Annotated in this window: 19 protein-coding genes; 7 read left to right on the top strand and 12 right to left on the bottom strand. The window is 46.0% G+C overall.

The window, feature by feature from the left end:
- Positions 1-9: 9 nt before the first annotated feature.
- From QZZ22_RS02740 to QZZ22_RS02725, 4 genes are all read right to left on the bottom strand, one after another.
- Positions 10-2043 carry a chemotaxis protein CheA gene (locus QZZ22_RS02740; RefSeq protein ID WP_292462455.1) on the bottom strand — a complete coding sequence of 678 codons (2034 nt, stop codon included), beginning with the start codon at positions 2041-2043 and terminating at the stop codon, positions 10-12.
- 61 nt (positions 2044-2104) lie between these two features.
- Positions 2105-3199 (bottom strand): chemotaxis response regulator protein-glutamate methylesterase, encoded by a 1095-nt coding sequence (locus QZZ22_RS02735; RefSeq protein ID WP_292462453.1) that lies wholly within the window; start codon positions 3197-3199, stop codon positions 2105-2107.
- A complete protein-coding gene (locus QZZ22_RS02730; protein WP_292462452.1) occupies positions 3200-3556 on the bottom strand; it encodes a response regulator in 357 nt (118 codons plus the stop codon).
- Positions 3557-3787: 231 nt separating this feature from the next.
- Positions 3788-4726 (bottom strand): nucleoside recognition domain-containing protein, encoded by a 939-nt coding sequence (locus tag QZZ22_RS02725; protein ID WP_292462450.1) that lies wholly within the window; start codon positions 4724-4726, stop codon positions 3788-3790.
- A gap of 137 nt (positions 4727-4863) precedes the next feature.
- Here QZZ22_RS02725 and QZZ22_RS02720 point away from each other — a divergent pair, with 137 nt between their 5' ends.
- The 3 genes from QZZ22_RS02720 to pyrG are packed head-to-tail and all read left to right on the top strand — an operon-like array spanning position 4864 to position 7344.
- On the top strand, positions 4864-5046 hold the full coding sequence (locus QZZ22_RS02720; protein ID WP_292462448.1) for a methytransferase partner Trm112: 183 nt from the start codon (positions 4864-4866) through the stop codon (positions 5044-5046).
- A gap of 17 nt (positions 5047-5063) precedes the next feature.
- Positions 5064-5735: a hypothetical protein gene (locus QZZ22_RS02715; RefSeq protein WP_292462447.1), complete on the top strand. Its 672-nt coding sequence runs from the start codon at positions 5064-5066 to the stop codon at positions 5733-5735.
- Between the two features lie 19 nt (positions 5736-5754).
- Positions 5755-7344, top strand: a complete 1590-nt coding sequence (gene pyrG, locus QZZ22_RS02710) for a CTP synthase (glutamine hydrolyzing) (RefSeq protein ID WP_292462445.1) — start codon at positions 5755-5757, stop codon at positions 7342-7344.
- A gap of 32 nt (positions 7345-7376) precedes the next feature.
- Here the strand turns inward: pyrG and truD are convergent, their stop codons facing one another.
- The 5 genes from truD to QZZ22_RS02685 form a co-directional block, all read right to left on the bottom strand.
- Complete coding sequence (truD, locus tag QZZ22_RS02705) at positions 7377-8693, bottom strand: tRNA pseudouridine(13) synthase TruD (protein WP_292462443.1); 1317 nt, start codon at positions 8691-8693, stop codon at positions 7377-7379.
- Positions 8694-8696: 3 nt separating this feature from the next.
- Positions 8697-9884, bottom strand: a complete 1188-nt coding sequence (locus QZZ22_RS02700) for a transglutaminase family protein (protein ID WP_292462441.1) — start codon at positions 9882-9884, stop codon at positions 8697-8699.
- 33 nt (positions 9885-9917) lie between these two features.
- On the bottom strand, positions 9918-10265 hold the full coding sequence (gene pth2, locus QZZ22_RS02695) for a peptidyl-tRNA hydrolase Pth2 (protein ID WP_292462439.1): 348 nt from the start codon (positions 10263-10265) through the stop codon (positions 9918-9920).
- Positions 10266-10341: 76 nt separating this feature from the next.
- Positions 10342-11250 carry a tetrahydromethanopterin:alpha-L-glutamate ligase gene (gene mptN / locus QZZ22_RS02690; RefSeq protein WP_292462437.1) on the bottom strand — a complete coding sequence of 303 codons (909 nt, stop codon included), beginning with the start codon at positions 11248-11250 and terminating at the stop codon, positions 10342-10344.
- A 10-nt stretch (positions 11251-11260) separates the two neighbouring features.
- Positions 11261-11968: a DUF434 domain-containing protein gene (locus tag QZZ22_RS02685; RefSeq protein ID WP_292462435.1), complete on the bottom strand. Its 708-nt coding sequence runs from the start codon at positions 11966-11968 to the stop codon at positions 11261-11263.
- A gap of 253 nt (positions 11969-12221) precedes the next feature.
- On the opposite strand from QZZ22_RS02685, the gene QZZ22_RS02680 reads away from it, so the two are divergent.
- Positions 12222-13865 (top strand): DUF835 domain-containing protein, encoded by a 1644-nt coding sequence (locus QZZ22_RS02680; RefSeq protein WP_292462433.1) that lies wholly within the window; start codon positions 12222-12224, stop codon positions 13863-13865.
- A gap of 43 nt (positions 13866-13908) precedes the next feature.
- The gene (locus tag QZZ22_RS02675) at positions 13909-14607 is read left to right on the top strand and encodes an ATPase domain-containing protein (RefSeq protein ID WP_292462431.1); all 699 of its coding nucleotides are present in this window, start codon (positions 13909-13911) and stop codon (positions 14605-14607) included.
- Between the two features lie 43 nt (positions 14608-14650).
- Here QZZ22_RS02675 and ftsA read toward each other — a convergent pair whose 3' ends face one another.
- Positions 14651-16009: a coenzyme F390 synthetase gene (gene ftsA, locus QZZ22_RS02670; RefSeq protein WP_292462429.1), complete on the bottom strand. Its 1359-nt coding sequence runs from the start codon at positions 16007-16009 to the stop codon at positions 14651-14653.
- A 52-nt stretch (positions 16010-16061) separates the two neighbouring features.
- Positions 16062-18182 carry a thioredoxin domain-containing protein gene (locus tag QZZ22_RS02665; RefSeq protein ID WP_292462427.1) on the bottom strand — a complete coding sequence of 707 codons (2121 nt, stop codon included), beginning with the start codon at positions 18180-18182 and terminating at the stop codon, positions 16062-16064.
- A gap of 265 nt (positions 18183-18447) precedes the next feature.
- Here QZZ22_RS02665 and QZZ22_RS02660 point away from each other — a divergent pair, with 265 nt between their 5' ends.
- Positions 18448-18813 (top strand): hypothetical protein, encoded by a 366-nt coding sequence (locus QZZ22_RS02660; protein WP_292462425.1) that lies wholly within the window; start codon positions 18448-18450, stop codon positions 18811-18813.
- Between the two features lie 77 nt (positions 18814-18890).
- Here QZZ22_RS02660 and QZZ22_RS02655 read toward each other — a convergent pair whose 3' ends face one another.
- Complete coding sequence (locus QZZ22_RS02655) at positions 18891-19376, bottom strand: hypothetical protein (protein WP_292462423.1); 486 nt, start codon at positions 19374-19376, stop codon at positions 18891-18893.
- 148 nt (positions 19377-19524) lie between these two features.
- Between QZZ22_RS02655 and queC the strand changes: the two genes are divergently transcribed.
- Positions 19525-20247: a 7-cyano-7-deazaguanine synthase QueC gene (gene queC, locus QZZ22_RS02650; protein ID WP_292462421.1), complete on the top strand. Its 723-nt coding sequence runs from the start codon at positions 19525-19527 to the stop codon at positions 20245-20247.
- Positions 20248-20250: the final 3 nt, after the last annotated feature.

Genomic DNA, 20250 nt, shown 5'->3' with positions numbered 1-20250 from the left:
CTCATCATATCATATCAAAGTTGCAATATCGAGAATCAGCGCAACGCTTCCATCTCCCAGGATGGTTGCACCTGCAAATCCTCTTGTGTTTTTCAAAAGTTTGTTATCAAGAGTCTTGATGATTACTTCCTGCTGTCCTAGAAGTTGATCAACAACAAATCCGATGTTGCTGCCCATGCGCTCTACGACTACAACTATAAGGTTCTCTTTCTTGTCTGCTTCTCCGGGACAGTCAAGCACATTATGTAGTCTCAGGAGTGGCAAGACCTCTCCTCGCAGCAGAACGACCTCTTTTCCTTCGATGGTCTTGATGTCACTGGCTTTTATGCCCACATCCCTCACCACATTTGCAAGGGGTACTGCGTAGGTTTCACCTGTAATGGTCACCATCAGGGACTGGATAATGGCGACAGTCAGGGGAAGTTGCAGTTTGATGGAGCTTCCCTGTCCAGGTACCGAACTTACCTTGACGGTACCTCCGAGCGCCTCTATCTTTGTCTTGACAGCGTCCATGCCGACTCCTCTGCCGGATACATCGGTGATGGTCTTGGCACCGCTGAAGCCTGCCACGAATATTAGGTTAAGCGCGTCTGTGTCAGATAGCTTGTCCGCTTCTTCACGACTCATTATGCCCTTTTTAACAGCTACATCTCTCAGATGAGACGGTTCCATACCTTTTCCGTCATCTTCTACTTCTATGATGACACTGTTCCTCTGTCTGGAAGCTGAAAGACCGACAAAGCCCGCTATCGGCTTGCCAAGCCTGGTCCGTTCTTCTGTGGGCTCGATGCCATGGTCTACTGCATTGCGTAAAAGGTGGACAAGCGGATCACCTATCTCGTCAAGCACTGTCCTGTCAAGCTCTATATCCTTTCCTTCGATAACAAGGTCCACTTGCTTGCCTTCGGATTTTGCAAGATCCCTTATCATCCGTGGGAACCTGCTGAATACCTGATCGATAGGCACCATCCTGGCTTCCATGACCTCAGTCTGTATCTCGTTGGTCAGGCGGTCCAGGTTAGCAAGAGACTCATCAAGGGTTTTAGCATTGATGTCGGAAGCAAGCTGGTTCAGTCTTATCTTATTGATGATCAGCTCGCCCACGAGATTCATGAGATTGTCAAGGCGCTCAATATTCACCCTGACACTCTGGATGCTTTTTACAGATTCCGATCTCTTAACCGCTGAATTACATTGCTGTGACTCAGTTGTATCTTCTTTTGTCGAGGACTCTGGTTCACCATCGCTTTCACAGGTACACACAGTTGAGATATCGATAGATTTTATCTCCGATATTTTTGTGATCACTTCTGTAATTCTGGCATCGTCTTCTTTTGTGGCTAAAACGACCGTGAACTCAAAGTCAAACTTCTCGTCCTCAAGATCGGCTTCGGAAGGCATACACTTAATGATCTTTCCCATCTTTGACAGGTTTATGAGAACAAGTGTGGATCTTGCTGACCTCAGCACACATGACGGGTCTAGCATGACCTTTAACTCAAGTATCCTGTCTCCATCATGAAGTGCAGTTTCAATGCAGGAATTTTCCGACTCCGAGAAATGGATGTGCATTTCTGCTCCAGCCGGCTTTAAGTTTTCCTCAGTAGATATCGGGCTAATTCCCGCGAAGTCGTTTGTAATATCAACTGTAGTTTCAACAGCACAGAGGGTTCCTTCCATGGCTTGTGCAAGTGTGGCCTGAAGGTGGGATATGTTGACTTCTCCTCCGGTGTCCACGCTCTCTACAAGGGCTTCAAGTGTATCCAGACACTCAAAAAGTATGTCTATCAGGGAATTGCTGACAGTCACCTGGCATTTGCGTACCATGTCCATCAGGTTTTCCATCTCATGGGTAAGTTCCGCGATGGTGCTGAATCCCATGGTTGCTGACATTCCTTTAAGGGTATGCGCAGAGCGGAACATCGTGTTGATGTATTCGATCTCCAGGGGATTCTGTTCAAGTCCGAGCAGTGACTCGTTCAACTGTTGCAGGTGTTCTTCAGACTCTGCCTTGAAAATGTCCTTATATTCTGACATGTCCATGTCTATTCACACCCCTCTCAGTTTCATTGTAATCGTGTAGCTTATCATTGTAATCCCCTGGTTATCTTAACATATGAACTATCTCGCTTGAGACTCTTTCAAGACTCACTATACTGTCCGACAGCCCACGCTGGACAACCACTTTTGGCATACCATAAACAACACAGGATCTCTCATCCTCTGTTATCACCTTGCCGCCGGCTTTCTTTATCTCTTCGGCCCCATCCGCTCCATCTGCCCCCATTCCGGTGAGCACTACGGCCAGTATGTTTTGTCCGTAGAGCGGAACCAGAGACTTGAAAAGAATGTTCGCACATGGCCTGACACCCTGCTCACGCGGATTCTGGTTAAGGGAAACAACTTCTGATGTGCGTCCGCTTATGTTCTTCTGTACTATCTCCATATGGTAGTTTCCGGGAGCAATGTACACAACGCCTGGTTCCAGCACATCTCCTTCCTTAGCCTCACATACAGTAAGTTGTGACTGCATATCCAGCCTTTGTGCAAGAGACGCTGTAAAACCGGCAGGCATGTGCTGTACGATGACAACCGGAACTTTTAGGTCTCCTGGCAGCTTTGGAACTACCTGCTCAAGTGCCCGCGGTCCTCCTGTAGAAGAAGCTATTGCAAGGATCTTCTGGTTTGAAAAGTGCTTTCTCTTCGGGTCCTCAGGAATCTTTGCGGGTATATCCAACTGTTTTTTTGCAGGTATTCCTCTGGAATTCACATGTTCTTCCATGAAACCCAGCTTTTTGAGATCCACCCTGGATGCAATCTTTACCTTCAAACGGATCTCGTCAGCTATATCCATGATGTTCAGGCTGATATTGCCTGAAGGTTTCTGGATAAAGTCCACAGCTCCATATTCAAAAGCATTCAGTGTTCTTTCGGCGGACTTTGGATCAAGAGCAGTGAGCATTACTACTGGAGTGGGGCATTCGCTCATTATGTATCCAAGCGCATGCAGCCCGTCAAGTGTTGGCATCTCTACATCAAGAGTGACCACGTCTGGCTTGAGCCTCTCAACCTTTTCCACAGCGTCGAGGCCGTTCCTTGCTGTTCCTATCACTCTGATCTCCTGATCTTCTGAGAGGATGTCAGAAATAACTTTACGCATCAGCGCCGAGTCATCGACTACAAGGACATTGATTGTCATTTACATTACTTTTCCGATAACTTCAAGGACCTTTGCGGCATCGAATGGCTTCACGATGAAATCAAGGGCTCCACTTTTGAGAGCATCAGTAACTACTGACTGCTGCCCAATGGATGAGCACATGACTACTTTTGCAGAGGGATCCATCTGCATTATTTTCTTTAATGCATCAGTCCCTTCCATATTTGGCATAACGATGTCCATAAATACCAGGTCCGGTTTGAACTGGGGATATTTTTGGACAGCATCAAGTCCGTCAACACATTCAGCCACGACCTCATGACCATTCTTTTTTAGAATATCCTTGATGACCATACGCATAAATGCGGCGTCGTCCACAATCATTACTTTTGCCATTTTGTCTATATCTCCCTTTATATTATGTGCGTAACCATTACACATTTATAATTATTATATGGCTTTAATTGCCATGTTAATATATAGATGATTATATAATATATTAATTTATTGATTAAAATTTTATATTTTGGCACTTTCCTTTTCCCCTGGTCTCAGGGTTAGTTCAGTGCCTCGCTCAAAAAAGTAGGTTTTAGGCACAAGTACCATTTGCTAATATTCTTCAGGACCTTAATTTGCTATTGATAAAAGAACCAGTAGTATGACAAATCGCACAATTATGCTTATGCCGGTTGAAAAGGCCACGATACTTATGCCTGTACGTGCACCGAATATGGAAATATACCTGGGTAGCAGGGTCCGCACGCTAAATATGGGGAGCATGAACATGCTTCCAAGCATGAGTACTATCATTGCCTGCAAGGGCGATATTCCGTTGTTGCTTAACATTGGCCCCAGCAAAGATATTCCAAGAATAGGGCTTGCAACAAAGCTTGTGAGAGGCACTATGCTTTCAGGCGGGATGCCAAATAATTCTGCAAGGGGCAGGACACTAAAAACCTCAAATGCACCTCTGTCCCGGAGATAGAATACCAGTGTTGTCATTGCAAGATATATTACTGCGATCTTTGTGAACAGTTTCCTATTTTTGTTCAATGACTTTTTGACAGCCTCTTTGAGGCTTACTTTCTTGTCGGTTACCGTTTCTTCAAACTTGCAGGGATTCTTCTTCAGGAGCAGCTTACTGAGAACAATAACAGTTGTCACTTTCACGATCGCTGTCAGCATGAAGACCGCCACGTAGAAGCCACCGACGACCGGGCCAAGAGCAGGCAGTACTATCGGTATCTGATAAGTAAAGATCTCCCTTATATATGCAGGTGTACTGTTCATCACGGCACAAAGGGCTGCTTCACGGCCATTTATGCAGCCGTTATCCCGGAAATTGACCACCATGGTGTTAGCTGCAACAGTGGACCCCATGGATACCACAAACGATGAAGCGCATGTGTCCGGCAGGTTAGTGAACCTGAATAAGGGGTTTGCAAAACGCGATAATTTTTGCATCAGGCCTAACTCAATGAGGACACCAGTCCCGAACAGTCCTATAAAGATGACTATCAGGATTGGTATTGCAAAGTCAAGGGCACTGATAAGGACAGAGAACATGGATTATGGTAGAAGGCAGGAACTAAATTAAGTTATCTCTTTAAAGAAAGGTCCATGGTTGAGATTCATATTCTTTGCCCCTGATTATTATTGCAAAAACTTATATCATTGTAATATATTGGTAGGTACTGATCGAGATGAAAAAGGACCTTATGGAAATTCTTGCCTGCCCGATTTGTAAGGGCGACCTGATCCTCAATATTGAAAAGGAGGATGTTAATGAGATTATTTCCGGGACTCTTTATTGTCCGAAATGCAACGAATACTATCCCATTGAAGAGGGCATCCCAAACATGCTTCCTCCTGACCTCAGGGAATAACCGGCGAGGACATACAATTGCAACAGGTGCACATTAACAGGCTTGGAGTCAACTCTATTGAATTCGATACAGGTACGGTTGAGTTGCCTTTGTCGCCGGGTGAGGAAAGAAGTTTTGAGCTGGTGATGATAAATTATGGTGCTCCCACACATGTGAATCTCTCCGTAAGTGATTCCCTGCGTGAGAACATTACTATGCTCGAGGATAACCCTTATGTCAGGCATGAAGAGTACATCCCGATAATAGCCCGGATACCATATGGCGGAAGGCTCTATACCAAAGGGCAGGTATTCGTCACGGTCGGTTACGGTTCCAGGAAAGCTGGTTTTGACTTCAACATAGGGATGCCAGGACCGGACGACGCAAATTTCACAGTAGATGTGGACACATCATTATCAACTCCCAGTAAGAGTTCTTCGCGTGGGTACAAGGACAGTGGGGAGAACTGGAGCTCTCAGCTTCCGGAGATCTCGCTGCAGATGGTAAGGTCGGTCTTTGAGGTGGCTTCCTCCAGATCAGTTTACATGGTAGCAGTTTTTGTATTCCTGATATCCGTAACGGTCATGGTCATGATATTTCTCTCCGTGGACTTTGGCCCTTTCTTTGGATTCTATCCTTCAGTTTTCTATTCGATTCTTCTGACTTTCCTAACGGCTTTTTTACTGATCAGACTTCCTATATTCAAATAAAAACAAGGCGATGCATCATATGAAGTATATTATAGTAACCGGCGGAGTAATGAGCGGGCTTGGCAAGGGAATAACCACTGCTTCCATCGGGCGCAACCTGAAGAACAAGGGCTATAAGGTAACGGCCATCAAGATAGACCCGTACATCAATATTGATGCAGGCACAATGAGCCCTTTCCAGCATGGAGAAGTCTTTGTACTGAAAGACGGCGGTGAGGTTGACCTTGACCTTGGCAACTACGAACGTTTTCTTGATACCGAACTTACAAGGGAGCACAACCTCACAACCGGAAAAGTTTACCAGGCAGTTATATCAAAGGAGCGCCGTGGCGAGTATCTGGGTAAGACCGTGCAGATAATCCCTCATATTACTAATGAGATCAAGGATCGTATAAGGAAGGTTGCTGCAAAGAGTGGTGCCGATGTATGCCTTATCGAAGTAGGTGGTACTGTCGGTGACATCGAGAGCATGCCTTTTCTGGAGGCAGTCCGACAAATGCACAGGGAAGAGCCCAGGGGCGATCTGGCATTCGTCCATGTTACTTTGGTGCCCATGGATCCCCAGGGAGACCAGAAGACAAAACCTACTCAGCACTCAGTGAAGGAACTAAGGGAACTGGGGTTAACTCCACATGTTATTGTTACAAGGTGTAAGGAACCGTTGCTTGATAGCACTATATCCAAGATTGCTCTCTTCTGTGATGTCCCGGAAGAGGCTGTTATAAGTGCTCATGATGCAAAGGATATCTATGAAGTTCCTCTGATGATGGAAAAGGAAGGGCTGACCGATTACCTGATGAGACTGATGAACCTCCAGTCGTCCAGTGTGGACACTGCCTGGGCTCAAATGGTCGACAGGATGCACAACCTCAAGGGTGTGGTAAATATTGGCATCGTGGGTAAATATACTCATCTTGAGGATTCCTATCTTAGCATAAGTGCTTCCATTAAGCATGCAGCTATTGATTGTGGAGTTAATTATTGCACAACGTGGATCAATGCGGAGTCCTTTGAAAATGATCCCTCTCTGGTGGCGACCCTGTCAAAGTATGATGGAATACTTGTTCCCGGAGGTTTCGGGGAAAGGGGTGTTGAAGGCAAGATCATGGCTATCAGGTTCGCCCGCGAGAACGACATCCCATACCTGGGGCTCTGCCTGGGTATGCAGCTTTCGGTGATTGAGTTTGCAAGACATGTCGCCGGGCTGGAGAATGCGAACAGCACGGAGTTCGATGAGAACACACCATATCCGGTAATCGACATACTGCCCGAGCAGGAGAATGTGGTTGACATGGGTGCCACAATGAGACTTGGTGACTACGAAGCAGATCTGAAGTCAGGCTCCCTTGCAGAATGCGTTTATGGGTGCCCTAAAATAATAGAGCGTCACAGGCACAGGTACGAGGTCAATCCTAACTTTGTTGAGCGCATAGAAGAGAAAGGTATGGTATTCTCGGGCAAGAACAGGAACAGGATGGAAATAGCAGAGATTCCCGGAAAGAAATTCTTTTTCGGATCCCAGTTCCATCCCGAGTTTAAATCCAGGCCGGGAAGACCCTCTCCGCCTTTCAGGGCATTCATAGAAGCCATGATGCCGGAAGTGAACTAATTTTGAAAATATAAATTGAGGGATTCACACCCTCAGCTCATTTTTATCGGCTCGACCTTCATGTATTCACGAAGGACGGTCGTGGCATAGCTTCCCTTTGGAAGCATGAACCTCAGAACAGCCTTAGATTTTCCGGGGTTGAGCTCATCCTCCGATACTTCAAAAGACGGCTTGCTATGGAGCAATATCTCCCTGCGCAACCCGGCGGAGGCCAATTCCGGCAGTCCCGGGACCCTGAAGTTCTCTGCAGGGATGCCTGTCTCTTCAAATATTTCCCTTTCGATCTCCCCGGGAGCACCGGATGCAAGGGGTGTATCGTATCCTATCAGGGGTGCTGTCACAAAAGCCCTGTTCCTTTTTACCAGGTTATTCATGCCTTCAATATTCTCTTCAGTGACCTGCTGCGTCTTTTTCACATCCGGAAGCCCTTCCTTGTTCTTGAAACAGACTATATCCCCCGGTACTGCAGCATCAAGCGGTAACTCCTCTTCTATACGCCTGCAGATCATACGGTTGAACATATATGACTGATAGGCGTGCACGAACATTTTGCTGATATTATGAGCAAGCACGCGGAAAGATCCGGCATAGTCTCCGGGATTTTCAACAAGATAGTGCATCATCGCCCTTTCATACCTGAGGCGCAATGGATATGTTTGCAGTCCCTGTACAAAATCCCGTGTATTCCAAACATGATCGCGCACTTCCCTCACATCCTCCGGCTCATCGGGGAACGATCTGGCAATGTATATCATCGCGGCTTTTTCAAAATCTCCCAACAGGATCTCCCTGCCAACGAGATGTGTAACAGGCCGGATGGCTCCAAAGCGCTGTATCCCGAAGAAGTTAGGCACTCCTCCAAAAGCGTTGAGCTCTGCGGTAATTCCGTCAAGGATATCTCTGAGTTCCTGCGTGCCGTGCCCGATATCCCTTATCGTTATCACGAACTCGTTCCCGAAAAGGTCACCAAGCTCAACAGAACGCTCAGACCTGCCAATGACTTTCAGCTCTACGTCCTTGAGGTAGAAATTCTCGATCTCCTCCTCTTTTCCATCATATATGCTGATCTTCTGTGTGGTCTTCGCTCTTTTGTCTTTTGTGCCGGCAAAACCAATACGTTTCTGGCTGATACCTAGTTTCCTGGATATGTCCCTGGCTACATGATGCATATCCCAGTTGCTCTTGGTAAGTTCCAGGATCAGCTGTTTCCCGGAATCCCCTTCCTCGCGGTTGCTGATCTCCTTTACAATAAAGTCTTCTATTTCCTGCCTTAGTTTCCCGCCAATTCCTGGCAGGGACGTACAGTATATTTCAATGCCGATCTGTTTTTCCACAGGTGGTATGTTCATGATTCACTCCTGATCCTTGGGTGCGATGTCTATAACGATGACTTGCGATGTATTCTGGAAGGTCCATCCGCCTTTAACAGGCGCCGCACCCGCGGGAAGTCCTCCCGCATAAACGCTTGATGTCGGGTCCATTAGAAGCCAGGACCCATATTCATCTGTAGTGTAATATACAGGCAGATCACCATAATACTGGCGTATCGCCTCAACTATTAGTGCAGTACTATTCGCATCTCCAATATAAACAGATGCAAGTGCATGTGTGTCAGTAAGGTATATCCTCGAAGTGCCTCCAATGGCTTCTACAAGAGATGACAGCAATATCGCATAGTCTTCACAGTCCCCCGCACCAATTTCCAGTGTATTGGCCGGTAAAGACCAGAGGTCTCTGCCCCGGGGATCGCTTATGTAATCTATCCTGCTCTTCGTATCATCGAAAAGGGAGCACAACTGATAGATATTATACTGCCCCGGATATTTCTTTGCAGATACGGCCGCTATTTTGCGCACTTCTGTATCATAAGGGTCTATTTTACTATTCATTAAGGAAAAAACGCTCCGGGGATTTGAGACGTATTCCGGACTCTCTGCTTGTAGCTCTTTTTCCACATCAATTGTGAATTCCTCAAAGTACTGCCTGTCATAATCATACCATTGCCCGGACTGTGTACTGACAAGGAGGGACATACCAAGCTTGAGCTTAAGATTCTCTGCTCCTTCCGGCACCTGCACTGATACGTATCCTATTCTCTTTTTCTCTCCCGGGATTATGGTAGTGCCGGTATCATGTCCGTACCAGCTACCAGTACTCACGTCAAGTAAGCCGAACTCATAAGCGAAGATCGTATAGTCTCCCAGGTTCTCAACATAGATGCCGGTCACTCCATCGCTGCCTTCATAGAATGTTGTATAGTAATAGCTGCTGGCAAGCTGGTATCCTGGAGAGTACCCTTTTTCTTCAGCAAGTGGGCTGCTCTCGTACCTGAAAGGGGCCTGCGCCGGTACGACAGGCACTGTCAGCCTTAGAGGGTCGATATCATATGCCTTCTCATTCTGCAGGTAGGCAGTTGAGGATGGGGCAATGTATTCCCCCAGCTTTTGCACGGGCTCAGAAACGCATCCTAAAGAAATAACAGAATATGTAATGAGTATGATAACTATCAATAATGGATACTTTTTTTCAAACAACCTCATCCCATTCCCCGTATATTGGATTCCCGGTAATGCTCACAGTAACTTCAGATTGCCAGTGATCTTGTTCAGCTCTTCTTCTTTAGCAGGCCCGATACCAAGAACTGTGATGGTGCCAGGTTTTATTTCCGTGAGTCCGGCATCCTGGATAAGAGCAGTGGGTATGTTCTGCCTTCTTGCCAGCTCCTTTAGCTCAAAGAGGCCCTGGGTGTTGGGCACACGTAGGACTACTTTTTTCTGCCCTCCCTCCTTCCACTTCTCCAGTGTGGACCGATCGGCCCATTCTGCAGATGAAACTGCGGCGTGGGCCACCTGGACTGCAAGTTTCCCGGGAGATAGTTTAAGGTCATCCCTTACTATAATACATTGTTTATATTCAGCCATTTGATGTACAACCTTTTTTACAATTTGCCTTTATCATTTATCAGAGTATTTGATCTACTATATCTTAAGTTATCCTTCAAAGGCGTTTCAAGACAGCCTCTACAATATGATCAGCCACATTGATATTCCATGCTTTATATATGCCTGCTCCGGATGGTGTACCATTTATCTCAAGCAACATGCAGCCTTTCGCCCCTTCGATGATATCGACTCCTGCAAAGATCGTACCCACAGTTTGTGCCGCTTTTTCACATATCTCTTTCTGCTTGGGTGTAAGTGTGCACCTATCAGCACTACCTCCCTGGCTGAGATTGTTCAGCCACCAGCCCCGCGGAGCTTCCCTGTAGATGGCACCGATGACCTTTCCGTCAACAACGAAAGCTCTCATATCCCTGCCGGAATTCTCCACGAATTCCTGGATGTACAGCATCCCCTTCTCCCGGAGAAGGGATGATACCAGCTCTTCGGGGCAGGCAGGATCCATTGTGCCGTCAGGATTGATGAGTTCCATGTTCTTTATGCGGCGTATTCCGATGCCCTTGTATCCGAAAACTGGCTTCACTACTGCATCTTTGAAAGATTCCAGTATTTTCATCGCCCCATCTGTATCCTGAACGACCTTTGTCCGGGGAGCTGGCAATCCGGCCTTTGAAAAAAGATAGGATGATTGATACTTATTTGCAGAATTCTGTATTGCAGAGGTGGGATTGGCGATCAGCAGGCCTTCTTTCTCAAGTTGTCTCAATATATCAAAACGGAAAGTAACTGCATCATTTTTTCCTGCCCCCACGTCACGTACAATGATTGCATCAAGCCCGGTAAGGTCTGTACCATTTACTTTGTAGTCCAGTTCTGCGCCGATACTGCTCTCTGCATTCCGCAGGTTAAATATATGGGGTTCTATCCCCTTCTTTCTTACGCTATCAATAATGGCTTTCGCGGTCCAGTCATCAGCGTCAGTTATTGCAATTCCTAGCTTTTTCATTTTATGCGCATTATCTTTTTGTTGTCTGGTCTGTACTGGGGCTCAATGAATAAAGCAATTTCCGGCTATGTGGATCTCCTTTCATCACACAGTACGGGATATCGACAACCATTTCCACAGCATCTATAATCACTCCATCAGCAGTCGCCACTATGGTATTGCCTCCGGCTATTTTAAGGTCGTGATCAGTGCTTGCTGATGTGAGAACGCGCCCCTTTACGCCTGTTCCAGCCATCTTTTGCCTGATGTCCAGCGCAAGTTGCCCGCTCATGCTCATTTGCTCATCCAGTAATACAATGATATCTCCCACGGTACTTTTCCGGAGCACAAGCAGCATGAGCTCTACAGATCGGAGTGTCGCTGTATCATTGACATGGTTCCTGAATACTCCTCTGTTGTCCCGGATGAAGCCATCGTCCCCTATCCACATATCCTCACCTTTCAGGTAGTTCTCAATGGTTATCAGTACATTGTATCCACCGATGATGACATGGCGTTCTCTTATTTCACTGCACGGAACGCTCTTCATCCGACGGACAGAGGCTATTTCAGGTGCGAGCACATTTCGTGAAAGTATGTACCTGCGGTTTTTTTCAAGGCCGTAATGATCGCTTACGAATCTAACGGCACTGCCTTTAGGATATCCTTTATCGAGAAGATATCGGATGTCCCGGGCAGCCATGTGTAGATTCTCTTCAGGATGATTCATTCCATGCATTTCGGACGTGCTCCTGTCAATATCCTCTAAGTTCAGATTAGAATGCTCATTGTAATATTGTGTATCTGTATTAATTAATTGACCGGATACAAGGACACTATTCTTATATATCTTCCACTATAATATTTATATGCTTAAAATATATATCCTATCTTCTAACGTATATGACGGTGAATGAAGAATCTCCCGGTTTTGGAGGGGATGCTCTAATTCCTTCAGAGATGATAAGATCTTACTGAATGAGTGATTACGTATGAGTGAAGTAAAAAGAGGGAAGGTGCTCATAGTTGACGATGAGCAGGTGAACATAGCATTACTGAGGGCTTATCTGAAAGACAGCTATGACATAATTTCTGCTCAATGTGGCGAAGAAGCACTTCACATGGCCCGGGAACATGAGCCTGACATAGTCCTTCTCGATATAATGATGCCTGATATTACGGGGTATGAAGTTTGCAGGATATTGAAAGATTCTGAAAAAACCAGGTTCATACCTGTGGTGATGGTAACAGCCCTGTCTGGTGCTGGAGACCGTATAAGGGGATTACAGGCAGGTGCAGATGATTTCCTGACAAAGCCTCTTGACAGAATTGAAATTGTTGCCAGGGTGAGCTCTCTTCTCCGTATAAAATACCTGCATGACGAACTAATAAACGAACGTGACCAAGCTAATCTCTACCTTGACCTTGCTGCAGTCATGTTACTTGTAATGGACGAAAAAGGCACTGTGAAACTCCTCAATAAAAAAGGTTATGATGTGCTGGGTTACACTGATGGGGAACTGGACGGGATCAACTGGTTTGACAAATGTGTCCCGGCGTCTGAAAGGGAATCATTCCGGGGAATACTCATGGATTTCTTTTCCGGTGATAAGTCATTTGAAGGTCTTTTTGAGAGCCCTGTGCTGACAAATGACGGGAAAGAGAGAGTAATAGGCTGGAACAATGTTGTCCTTATGAAAGAATACGGGAATGTAAGCAGCCTGCTCATATCAGGGACGGACATTACAGAAAGAAAAGATGCAGATGAGAAGATAAAACGTGCGAACGAACATCTCGGTAATCTTCTGGAAGCTTCTCCCATTGCAACTCTTTCAATTGATATCGACACGAATATAACCACTGCTAATAAGAATGCTGCCAACCTGCTTGGTGTGCCTGTGAACGACTTAGTAGGAAGATCCATTTCATCTTTAGTGGAAGGCAATGAATTCTCTGACTTAAAAGATATCAGGGACAGTGAAGTAACTTTCCGCAGGGGGGATGGTAAAAAGGTCCCGATGAATGTTTCAACTTCTCTGATAAAGAATGACAAAGGGACTATGGGACTGATTATCGCTCTGCAGGAACTGTCAAAGCTTAGAGGTTTATTCATCACTCCGCTGACCGAAGATATGCAGGATACAGGGGATGATCTGTATCATGAACTTGAGCCGGGTTCTATATATCTGGCAGACTGCAACAGGAAAGATGAAGGATACTGCGTTTTCTCCAAGCTTGTGAAACAGGGGAAACCCGGGTTATGTATAACAAGAAAGAATCCCGAGAAAATCCGCCTCTTGTATGGACTCTCAAAAACTCCTCTTGTATGGTTGACCCGGAATAAAAGCACTGGCCAGCAAACTCTGGACCCTTCTGAATTATTCAAGATACACCCTACAATACATGATTTTATACACAAGGTCAGTGACAGTGTAATACTTGTGGATGGCCTGGAATACCTGCTTCTTGATAATGACTTTATTTCCATTATCAAACTGGTTGAACAAATTAATGACACTGTTATGGCATCGGACTCCAGACTGATAGTGCAGGTGGATTCAGGTACACTTGACAATAAAGACTTCAACTTGCTTAAAAGGTGGATGAAGCTATTGAAAGTTCCGGAGCAAATTTAGGATATGAATGAAACAGCATATCGATAATCGAGGGGAAGGACCAATGAGATTCATAGATACTATACAGGGCCTGAACGAGGTTTTCGGGACCGATATTCCCAAGGGCAGCGTCGTGCTGGTAGCAGGGGCTGCAGGCACATTAAAATCAGGATTTACATTCCAGCTGATTTCCAGCTATCTGGAGGGGACGGATGAATCCGGACTTTATATCACACTTGAGCAGAGCAAAGAAAATCATCTGCAGAACATGCACAGTATGGGTATGAGTGTTTCAAGGAAACTTCATATATCTGATTTCAGCGATTACAGGGTCCTCTATGGTGACCTGCCTGGAGATCCCCTGGAGATACTTGAGAAAAACATCCTTGATTTCAGGAAAGATACAGCAGGCAACTGCACTTGTCTTGCGATCGATTCTCTTGGTGCTTTGTATTCTCTGCTGGACATGGAAGCAAAGGACCTGCGCAAAAGAGTCTACAGGATGCTTGAGACTTTCCGGCGCGAGGGGTTAACAACTTTCATCATACTTGAAGATGACAGATACACAGGTATCAACGACTCTTCCACGGGCGTTGAAGGCTATCTGGCAGACGGTATAATAGAACTGGGGTTGCATCTCAAGGGTAATGTGGCTAACAGGTATATGCGTGTGCGTAAGATGCGGGCTGCATCTCATAGCATGGAACCCTGGATCCTGTCAGTATCGGATAATGGTCTGCAAGTGTATAAGGGTACTTTCTGAGAGTTTTTTTCTATCTCACAATTTGCAGCCATTTTGTATCCGGTCATCTTCTATCAACAATTCTTTTAGGGCGACCTTTGATGTGATAGAATTCAAGCTGTCCCGGTCCCACATAGTTGAAGATGATATCCAGACTGCCCTGCATGTAGGCGTCCTCCAGAACTCTTTTGTATTTAAGGAAAGAGCCCAGGAAATTAGATTCTATCACTTGCCTGTCGCATTTCTCCGCATCTTCACACTCAAGGCTTACTCTTAGGGTGACCTCGCCCTCATCCTCGCCTCCATACAGGAAAGCTTCGTATTCTCCTGTAAGATACTCCATGTTCTCTCTCTGGAAAACTCCCTTCTCGACATCGACCCTGTTGAAAGGAGTTTCGAAGATCCAGAACGTTTCGGCTTCTCTTTGAGGGTTAAGTACTCTCATATGTGTTCTTCCACATGAACATTTCTCGCGGTCCAGCACTACGGTGGTATCTTCAGTGTCATAATTGAGGAGCACGTTGCCACATCTGGCGCCTACCGGAAGCAAGGTCGTGAGCACTATCCTGCCGCACTCGCCATCCTTTACGAAACCATCCATCCGGGGGTCATACACATCCATATGGACAAGATCTTCAGGTACATGCAGCCCTTTTAGATGGGAACATTCCCCGCACATAGTGCCTTCGGTACTGCCGTAGGTGTTGAAAACATCGCACCCCCATATCTCAGCAACATAATTGCGGGATTCATCGGGGAAACTCTCACCTCCTACTATAAGCCGCTCAATGCTGGATTCTGTAGGGTCCATTCCCTGCATCTTCATCCTCTTAGCCAGGCTTATGAGCTTGAACACACTTCCCACAATGGATGTCGGCTTATAGGAAGTCATGACCCGCGGCGGGAAATTGCATTTCCCTATGGGGATTATTGTCATTCCTATGTTCCTGGCTGCAAGTGTCATGGTGTTGGCACCTACGTTCATGCCATAGGAAGCGCATACAACAACCCTGTCACCAGGACCAAATCCCTGTGAAACGAAACTCCTTGCGTATTTCTCGGCGTATCTCTCCCAGTCCTCCCATGTGAGGAAGAATGATTTGGGAGTGCCGCTGGTGCCGCTTGTCTCATGCACGGTGAAAACGTCTTTCCAGTCCACGGCCCTGAAACCAAAATCCACGGTTTCAGGCGGCTGGTTCTCCCGAATGGTCTTACCGGATATGATTGGGAGTTCAAGGAGATCTTCGTGTGATCGTATGTCAGAAGGCTTGATGTTATGCTCCCGGAACCACTTTTTGTAGAACAGGGAGTTCTCAGCAGCGTAGTTAACAGTGTACTTTATCCTCTCTTCCACCAGAGCATCGAGTTCTCCTCTTTCCATCGTTTCGATATCCGGATTATAGTACTTCGTTTTCAGGTTCATTTTAAGCTCACCATTTATTTTTTGACCCTTATTTCTTTTACTTGTCTCAAAACTAGTCCTTCAGTTGCCTGAGTATCTCTTTCCTGTCAGTTGAGGGCAGATTGCAGTTATAATTCTGACAGATATGCACTGTTGTCCTGCCATCCTTCATGCTCATGTCTGATACGTACTCTGCAATTGCGGAAATTTCCGTTCCCCTGCCCTCAGGTTTCAGGAGTATAACTTTGTTGGGCACAAATTCTCTATTGATGTCTGATATTATTTCCTGCGTTTCCTCTCTTTCAGGGTCTCCTGCCACAACTATCTCCCGGGACGGGCCTACTGCAAAATCAAGGGCGCACATGAGCTGTGTGTAACCGATAGGCATTTTTGACACCTGTCCGGAGAAAAGCTGCATTATCTCGTATGCTTTGTTCTCAAGGTCGGTGTTCCCTGTTATCCGCCCAAGATACAGCAGGTTCAACGCACAAACTGAATTACCGGAAGGAATAGCTCCGTCGTATATCTCCTTACTCCGCATGATGAGCTTTTCTGAGTCATCCGCGGTATGGAAGAATCCTCCATGTATGCTGTCCCGGAAATGTAATATTAATTGGTCGTTGAAAAGCAGTGCGTTTTTAAGGTACTCTGTGTTGAACGTAGCCTGGTAAAGTTCGATAAGTCCCCATACAAAAAATGCATAGTCATCAAGGAAACCCTCAACAGCCACCTCGTCATCGCGATACCTGTGGAATAATCTCCCCTCGGGGCTGACCATCTTCGACAGGATGAAATCGGCTGTCATGGCCGCTTCCCTGGCGTAAGCCGGCTCATCAAAGGCTCTGGCAGCTTTGCTGAGAGCGACTATCATTAGACTGTTCCAGTCAGTCATTATCTTATCATCTTTGGACGGATGCATGCGCATTTCCCTGTGCTCGAACAGTTTCCGGCGTGAAATCTCGAAAGACTGCCTGAATCTGTCATAGTCCTCACCTCTTCGTTCTGCAGCCTCGTGGAGGCTTTCGTCCAGATGAAGGATATTCCTGCCTGTATGTGCCCTGCTTGCTTCATCAAGGAAATTACCTCCCGGACTTGTGCGAAACACTTCTTTGAACAGCTTGGCTTCCATTTCACCGAGCACATCTTCTAGTTCCTGCTCTGTCCAGAGGTAGAACCTGCCTTCCTCTCCCTCACTGTCAGCGTCCTCGGCAGAATAGAACCCACCTTCAGGGGAATGCATATCTCTGAGCACGTAGCTGAACACTTCCTCCGCGTTCTCTCTGTATTCGGGGTTTTGTGTAGCTTGATAGGTCTCTATAAGAGCAATAGCTATCAGTGCCTGGTCATAGAGCATCTTCTCAAAGTGAGGTACCAGCCATTTGGAGTCCGTGGAATAGCGATGGAAGCCAAATCCGATGTGGTCGTAGATGCCTCCCTTACGCATCGCCTTAAGTGTTTCCTCTGCCATTTCCAGTGCTTTATCCTCTTTGGATCGCTTCCAGTATCGCAGCAGAAATGTAAGATGGTGGGGAGTGGGGAACTTTGGTGCGTTACCAAAACCTGCGCTGGAAGGGTCGAAACTGCTTCGCAGGAGTTGGTAGGTCCTGTCAAGCGTGCTCTCATCCAGCCCGGGACCCTCTGTGCTATCGTGCACACCGCCGGATATTGCAGATACGATCTCCTCTGCGTTGGCTATGAGCTCTTCTCTCTGTCGGGTCCACATATTGCTGACTGCAGGAACAATGTCAAGCATTCCTGCCATTCCATACCTGCTCTCCCTGGGTATGTAGGTTGCTGCCATGAAGGGTTTTTTGTCCGGGGTCATTAATATGGAAAGGGGCCATCCCCCCCTGCCGGTCAGTGCCTGGCAGACAGACATGTATATAGTATCGATATCCGGTCTTTCCTCTCTGTCCACCTTGATGGGTACGAATGCCTCGTTCATCAGTTTCGCAACCTGCGGGTCCTCAAAGGATTCCTTTTCCATCACATGACACCAGTGGCATGTGGAGTATCCGATGGATAGGAATATCGGTTTATCATCCTGCCTTGCCTTATTGAAAGCCTCTTCCCCCCAGGGATACCAGTCAACAGGGTTATGTGCATGCTGTAGAAGGTATGGACTTTTCTCTCCTGCCAGCCGGTTAACATTCTGTTCATTGTCATCGGGCTTAGTTTCCTGCAATTGCTTCACCTCTTATTCGAGTGAACAGGATAATCATAAAAGCCGATCTCTATAGGTGCTTCTTCAGTTATATTTGATATATCCCACTCATATTAACTATCGAATTTGCTATTATTTATATGTGCCTGGGTGTCGTTTTTCATTCTCCCACTCTACATCATTATAATGATGAACTTTAAAAGTATCACTAAGTTTAAATAGTTGTGAGCATGCAATAGTCAATTAAACCTCCTGATGAAGGCCAGATATATTATAACGATATGTGGGGTAAAAAATGGATAAGCGTTTATTGATAATACCTGTTATTCTTGTGATCGGATTTGCAGTCATGCTCAGCGGTGCACTGAACTTTTCGAATAACGATGTCCCGGCTGAGGCTGAAGATATAATTATAGACGAACCTGAAACTATTTTCCAGTCAGCAGACATTAATGATTCGGAAGTTAACGAAACTCTTCTAGAAGAGGCATCTTCAACTCCAAATATGGGAGGTATGGGGGGCATGGGAGGCGGTTTGCCGGCAGCCACGCCTGTTACTGATGTACCATCAACGGATACGGATGACGGCGATGAGAATGTTACTGATGAAGAACCAGCTGACTCAAACGAGACCTACACTTTTCTCATAGAGGTAGTATAATACTTTCAGAGTGTCATTATGCCGGGTTTCAGGCGAGTACGATGCCCGGCTGTAATAATTAGTTTGTATTTTACAATTCAGTACATCACTTTTGCAAATCCCTGGGTCTGTTTCTTGCAGATATTGGTGTGCTTCTCTTCGTCCTTTATCAGTCTATCTATGTCCTGCATGAACTCCATCCTGTCTTTCTGGTCAGGGAGCAGTTCTTCTATAACAGCAGCCTCAGCATTCCTGATATCCTTATACGCATTCATGGCAAGTATCTCATACTTTTGTATGCTTCCAAACATCTCTGGTGCCGATAATCCGTCAAAATCGAATATATGGGTCGGGAGACCTTTTGGGATCGTCTGCGGGACTTCAATATTTGCTTTTCTCAGCCATTTCTCGACTATCGATCCGTGAAGGTCCGAGTCATGAGACAACACCTCCAATGCTTCGAGGTTCTCGTCCATCATCTCAATGCGTGCTTCCCATGTGCCCAGCTGTTCCATTTCAGATTCTATCCAGTACATACGCTGAAGTAGAGAAACAAGGACTTTTTTTTCTTTGATAACTGGCATTTAGCATCCTCAAATTATATTATATTTAATTATATATTAATATCTGATGCTATTATCAGCGATATTTTCTTATAGGAAAAATCTATTCTCGTAGTATTACTCGGGGAATACTTTTCCCAGGTGCTTTCATTTATCTTTAAATGTATCTTTGGAGGATAACATCATTAATGCTTCAATAGCCCTGTTAAGCAGCGGACTGGACTCCGTAACAGCTGTTTCGTTAGCAAGAGAACATACGGAAGTGAAACTTGCACTTGTATTCGATTATGGCCAGCGTTCCGCAAAACGGGAGATAGAGTGCTCGAAGAAGATATGTGAGCATTTTGGCATCGGACTTCAGGTAATTGATCTTGGTTGGCTTGCCGGTATCACAAAAACATCTCTTGTGAACACTGAAAGCGATGTACCTGCAATGTCCCTTGACAAGATTTCAGGGGATGCGGACCCATCCATCACTTTAGAGTCTGCAAAGAGTGTATGGGTGCCTAACCGTAATGGTGTACTTATAAACATTGCAGCAAGCTTTGCAGAGAGTATGGGGTATGAGAATGTTATTGTGGGATTTAACAGGGAGGAAGCTGTGACATTTCCGGACAATTCTTCGGATTTCATCGGGGCAATAAACGGCTCCCTTTCATACTCAACACTTACCGGGGTTAAAGTAATAGCCCCGCTAATAAGTCTTGATAAAAAAGGCATAGTTCTTAAGGCAATGGAAGTCAGGGCTCCCCTGGAGTACAGCTGGAGCTGTTATCATGGGGGAGACTTGCCCTGCGGTGTATGCGAGAGCTGCGTTAGAAGGAAACGTGCTTTTGATGAGGCGGGCATTACAGACCCGCTTTTTGTAAGGCTTGGGGCTATACAGGAATAAATG

The organism is Methanolobus sp., assembly GCF_016278365.1.
In the GTDB taxonomy this organism is placed as follows: Archaea; Halobacteriota; Methanosarcinia; order Methanosarcinales; family Methanosarcinaceae; genus Methanolobus.
This window is presented reverse-complemented; position numbering and strand designations above follow the sequence as displayed.

What these genes read in the sequence shown, in the direction of transcription:
- QZZ22_RS02700 (WP_292462441.1), bottom strand. Translation starts at nt 9,884, where the DNA reads ATGAGGTTGTTTGAAAAAAAGTATCCATTATTGATAGTTATCATACTC.
- QZZ22_RS02660 (WP_292462425.1), top strand. Translation starts at nt 18,448, where the DNA reads ATGGATAAGCGTTTATTGATAATACCTGTTATTCTTGTGATCGGATTT.
- ftsA (WP_292462429.1), bottom strand. Translation starts at nt 16,009, where the DNA reads ATGAACCTGAAAACGAAGTACTATAATCCGGATATCGAAACGATGGAA.
- QZZ22_RS02655 (WP_292462423.1), bottom strand. Translation starts at nt 19,376, where the DNA reads ATGCCAGTTATCAAAGAAAAAAAAGTCCTTGTTTCTCTACTTCAGCGT.
- QZZ22_RS02685 (WP_292462435.1), bottom strand. Translation starts at nt 11,968, where the DNA reads ATGCATGGAATGAATCATCCTGAAGAGAATCTACACATGGCTGCCCGG.
- truD (WP_292462443.1), bottom strand. Translation starts at nt 8,693, where the DNA reads ATGAACATACCACCTGTGGAAAAACAGATCGGCATTGAAATATACTGT.
- pyrG (WP_292462445.1), top strand. Translation starts at nt 5,755, where the DNA reads ATGAAGTATATTATAGTAACCGGCGGAGTAATGAGCGGGCTTGGCAAG.
- pth2 (WP_292462439.1), bottom strand. Translation starts at nt 10,265, where the DNA reads ATGGCTGAATATAAACAATGTATTATAGTAAGGGATGACCTTAAACTA.
- QZZ22_RS02740 (WP_292462455.1), bottom strand. Translation starts at nt 2,043, where the DNA reads ATGGACATGTCAGAATATAAGGACATTTTCAAGGCAGAGTCTGAAGAA.
- QZZ22_RS02675 (WP_292462431.1), top strand. Translation starts at nt 13,909, where the DNA reads ATGAGATTCATAGATACTATACAGGGCCTGAACGAGGTTTTCGGGACC.
- QZZ22_RS02735 (WP_292462453.1), bottom strand. Translation starts at nt 3,199, where the DNA reads ATGACAATCAATGTCCTTGTAGTCGATGACTCGGCGCTGATGCGTAAA.
- mptN (WP_292462437.1), bottom strand. Translation starts at nt 11,250, where the DNA reads ATGAAAAAGCTAGGAATTGCAATAACTGACGCTGATGACTGGACCGCG.
- QZZ22_RS02720 (WP_292462448.1), top strand. Translation starts at nt 4,864, where the DNA reads ATGAAAAAGGACCTTATGGAAATTCTTGCCTGCCCGATTTGTAAGGGC.
- QZZ22_RS02680 (WP_292462433.1), top strand. Translation starts at nt 12,222, where the DNA reads ATGAGTGAAGTAAAAAGAGGGAAGGTGCTCATAGTTGACGATGAGCAG.
- QZZ22_RS02730 (WP_292462452.1), bottom strand. Translation starts at nt 3,556, where the DNA reads ATGGCAAAAGTAATGATTGTGGACGACGCCGCATTTATGCGTATGGTC.
- QZZ22_RS02725 (WP_292462450.1), bottom strand. Translation starts at nt 4,726, where the DNA reads ATGTTCTCTGTCCTTATCAGTGCCCTTGACTTTGCAATACCAATCCTG.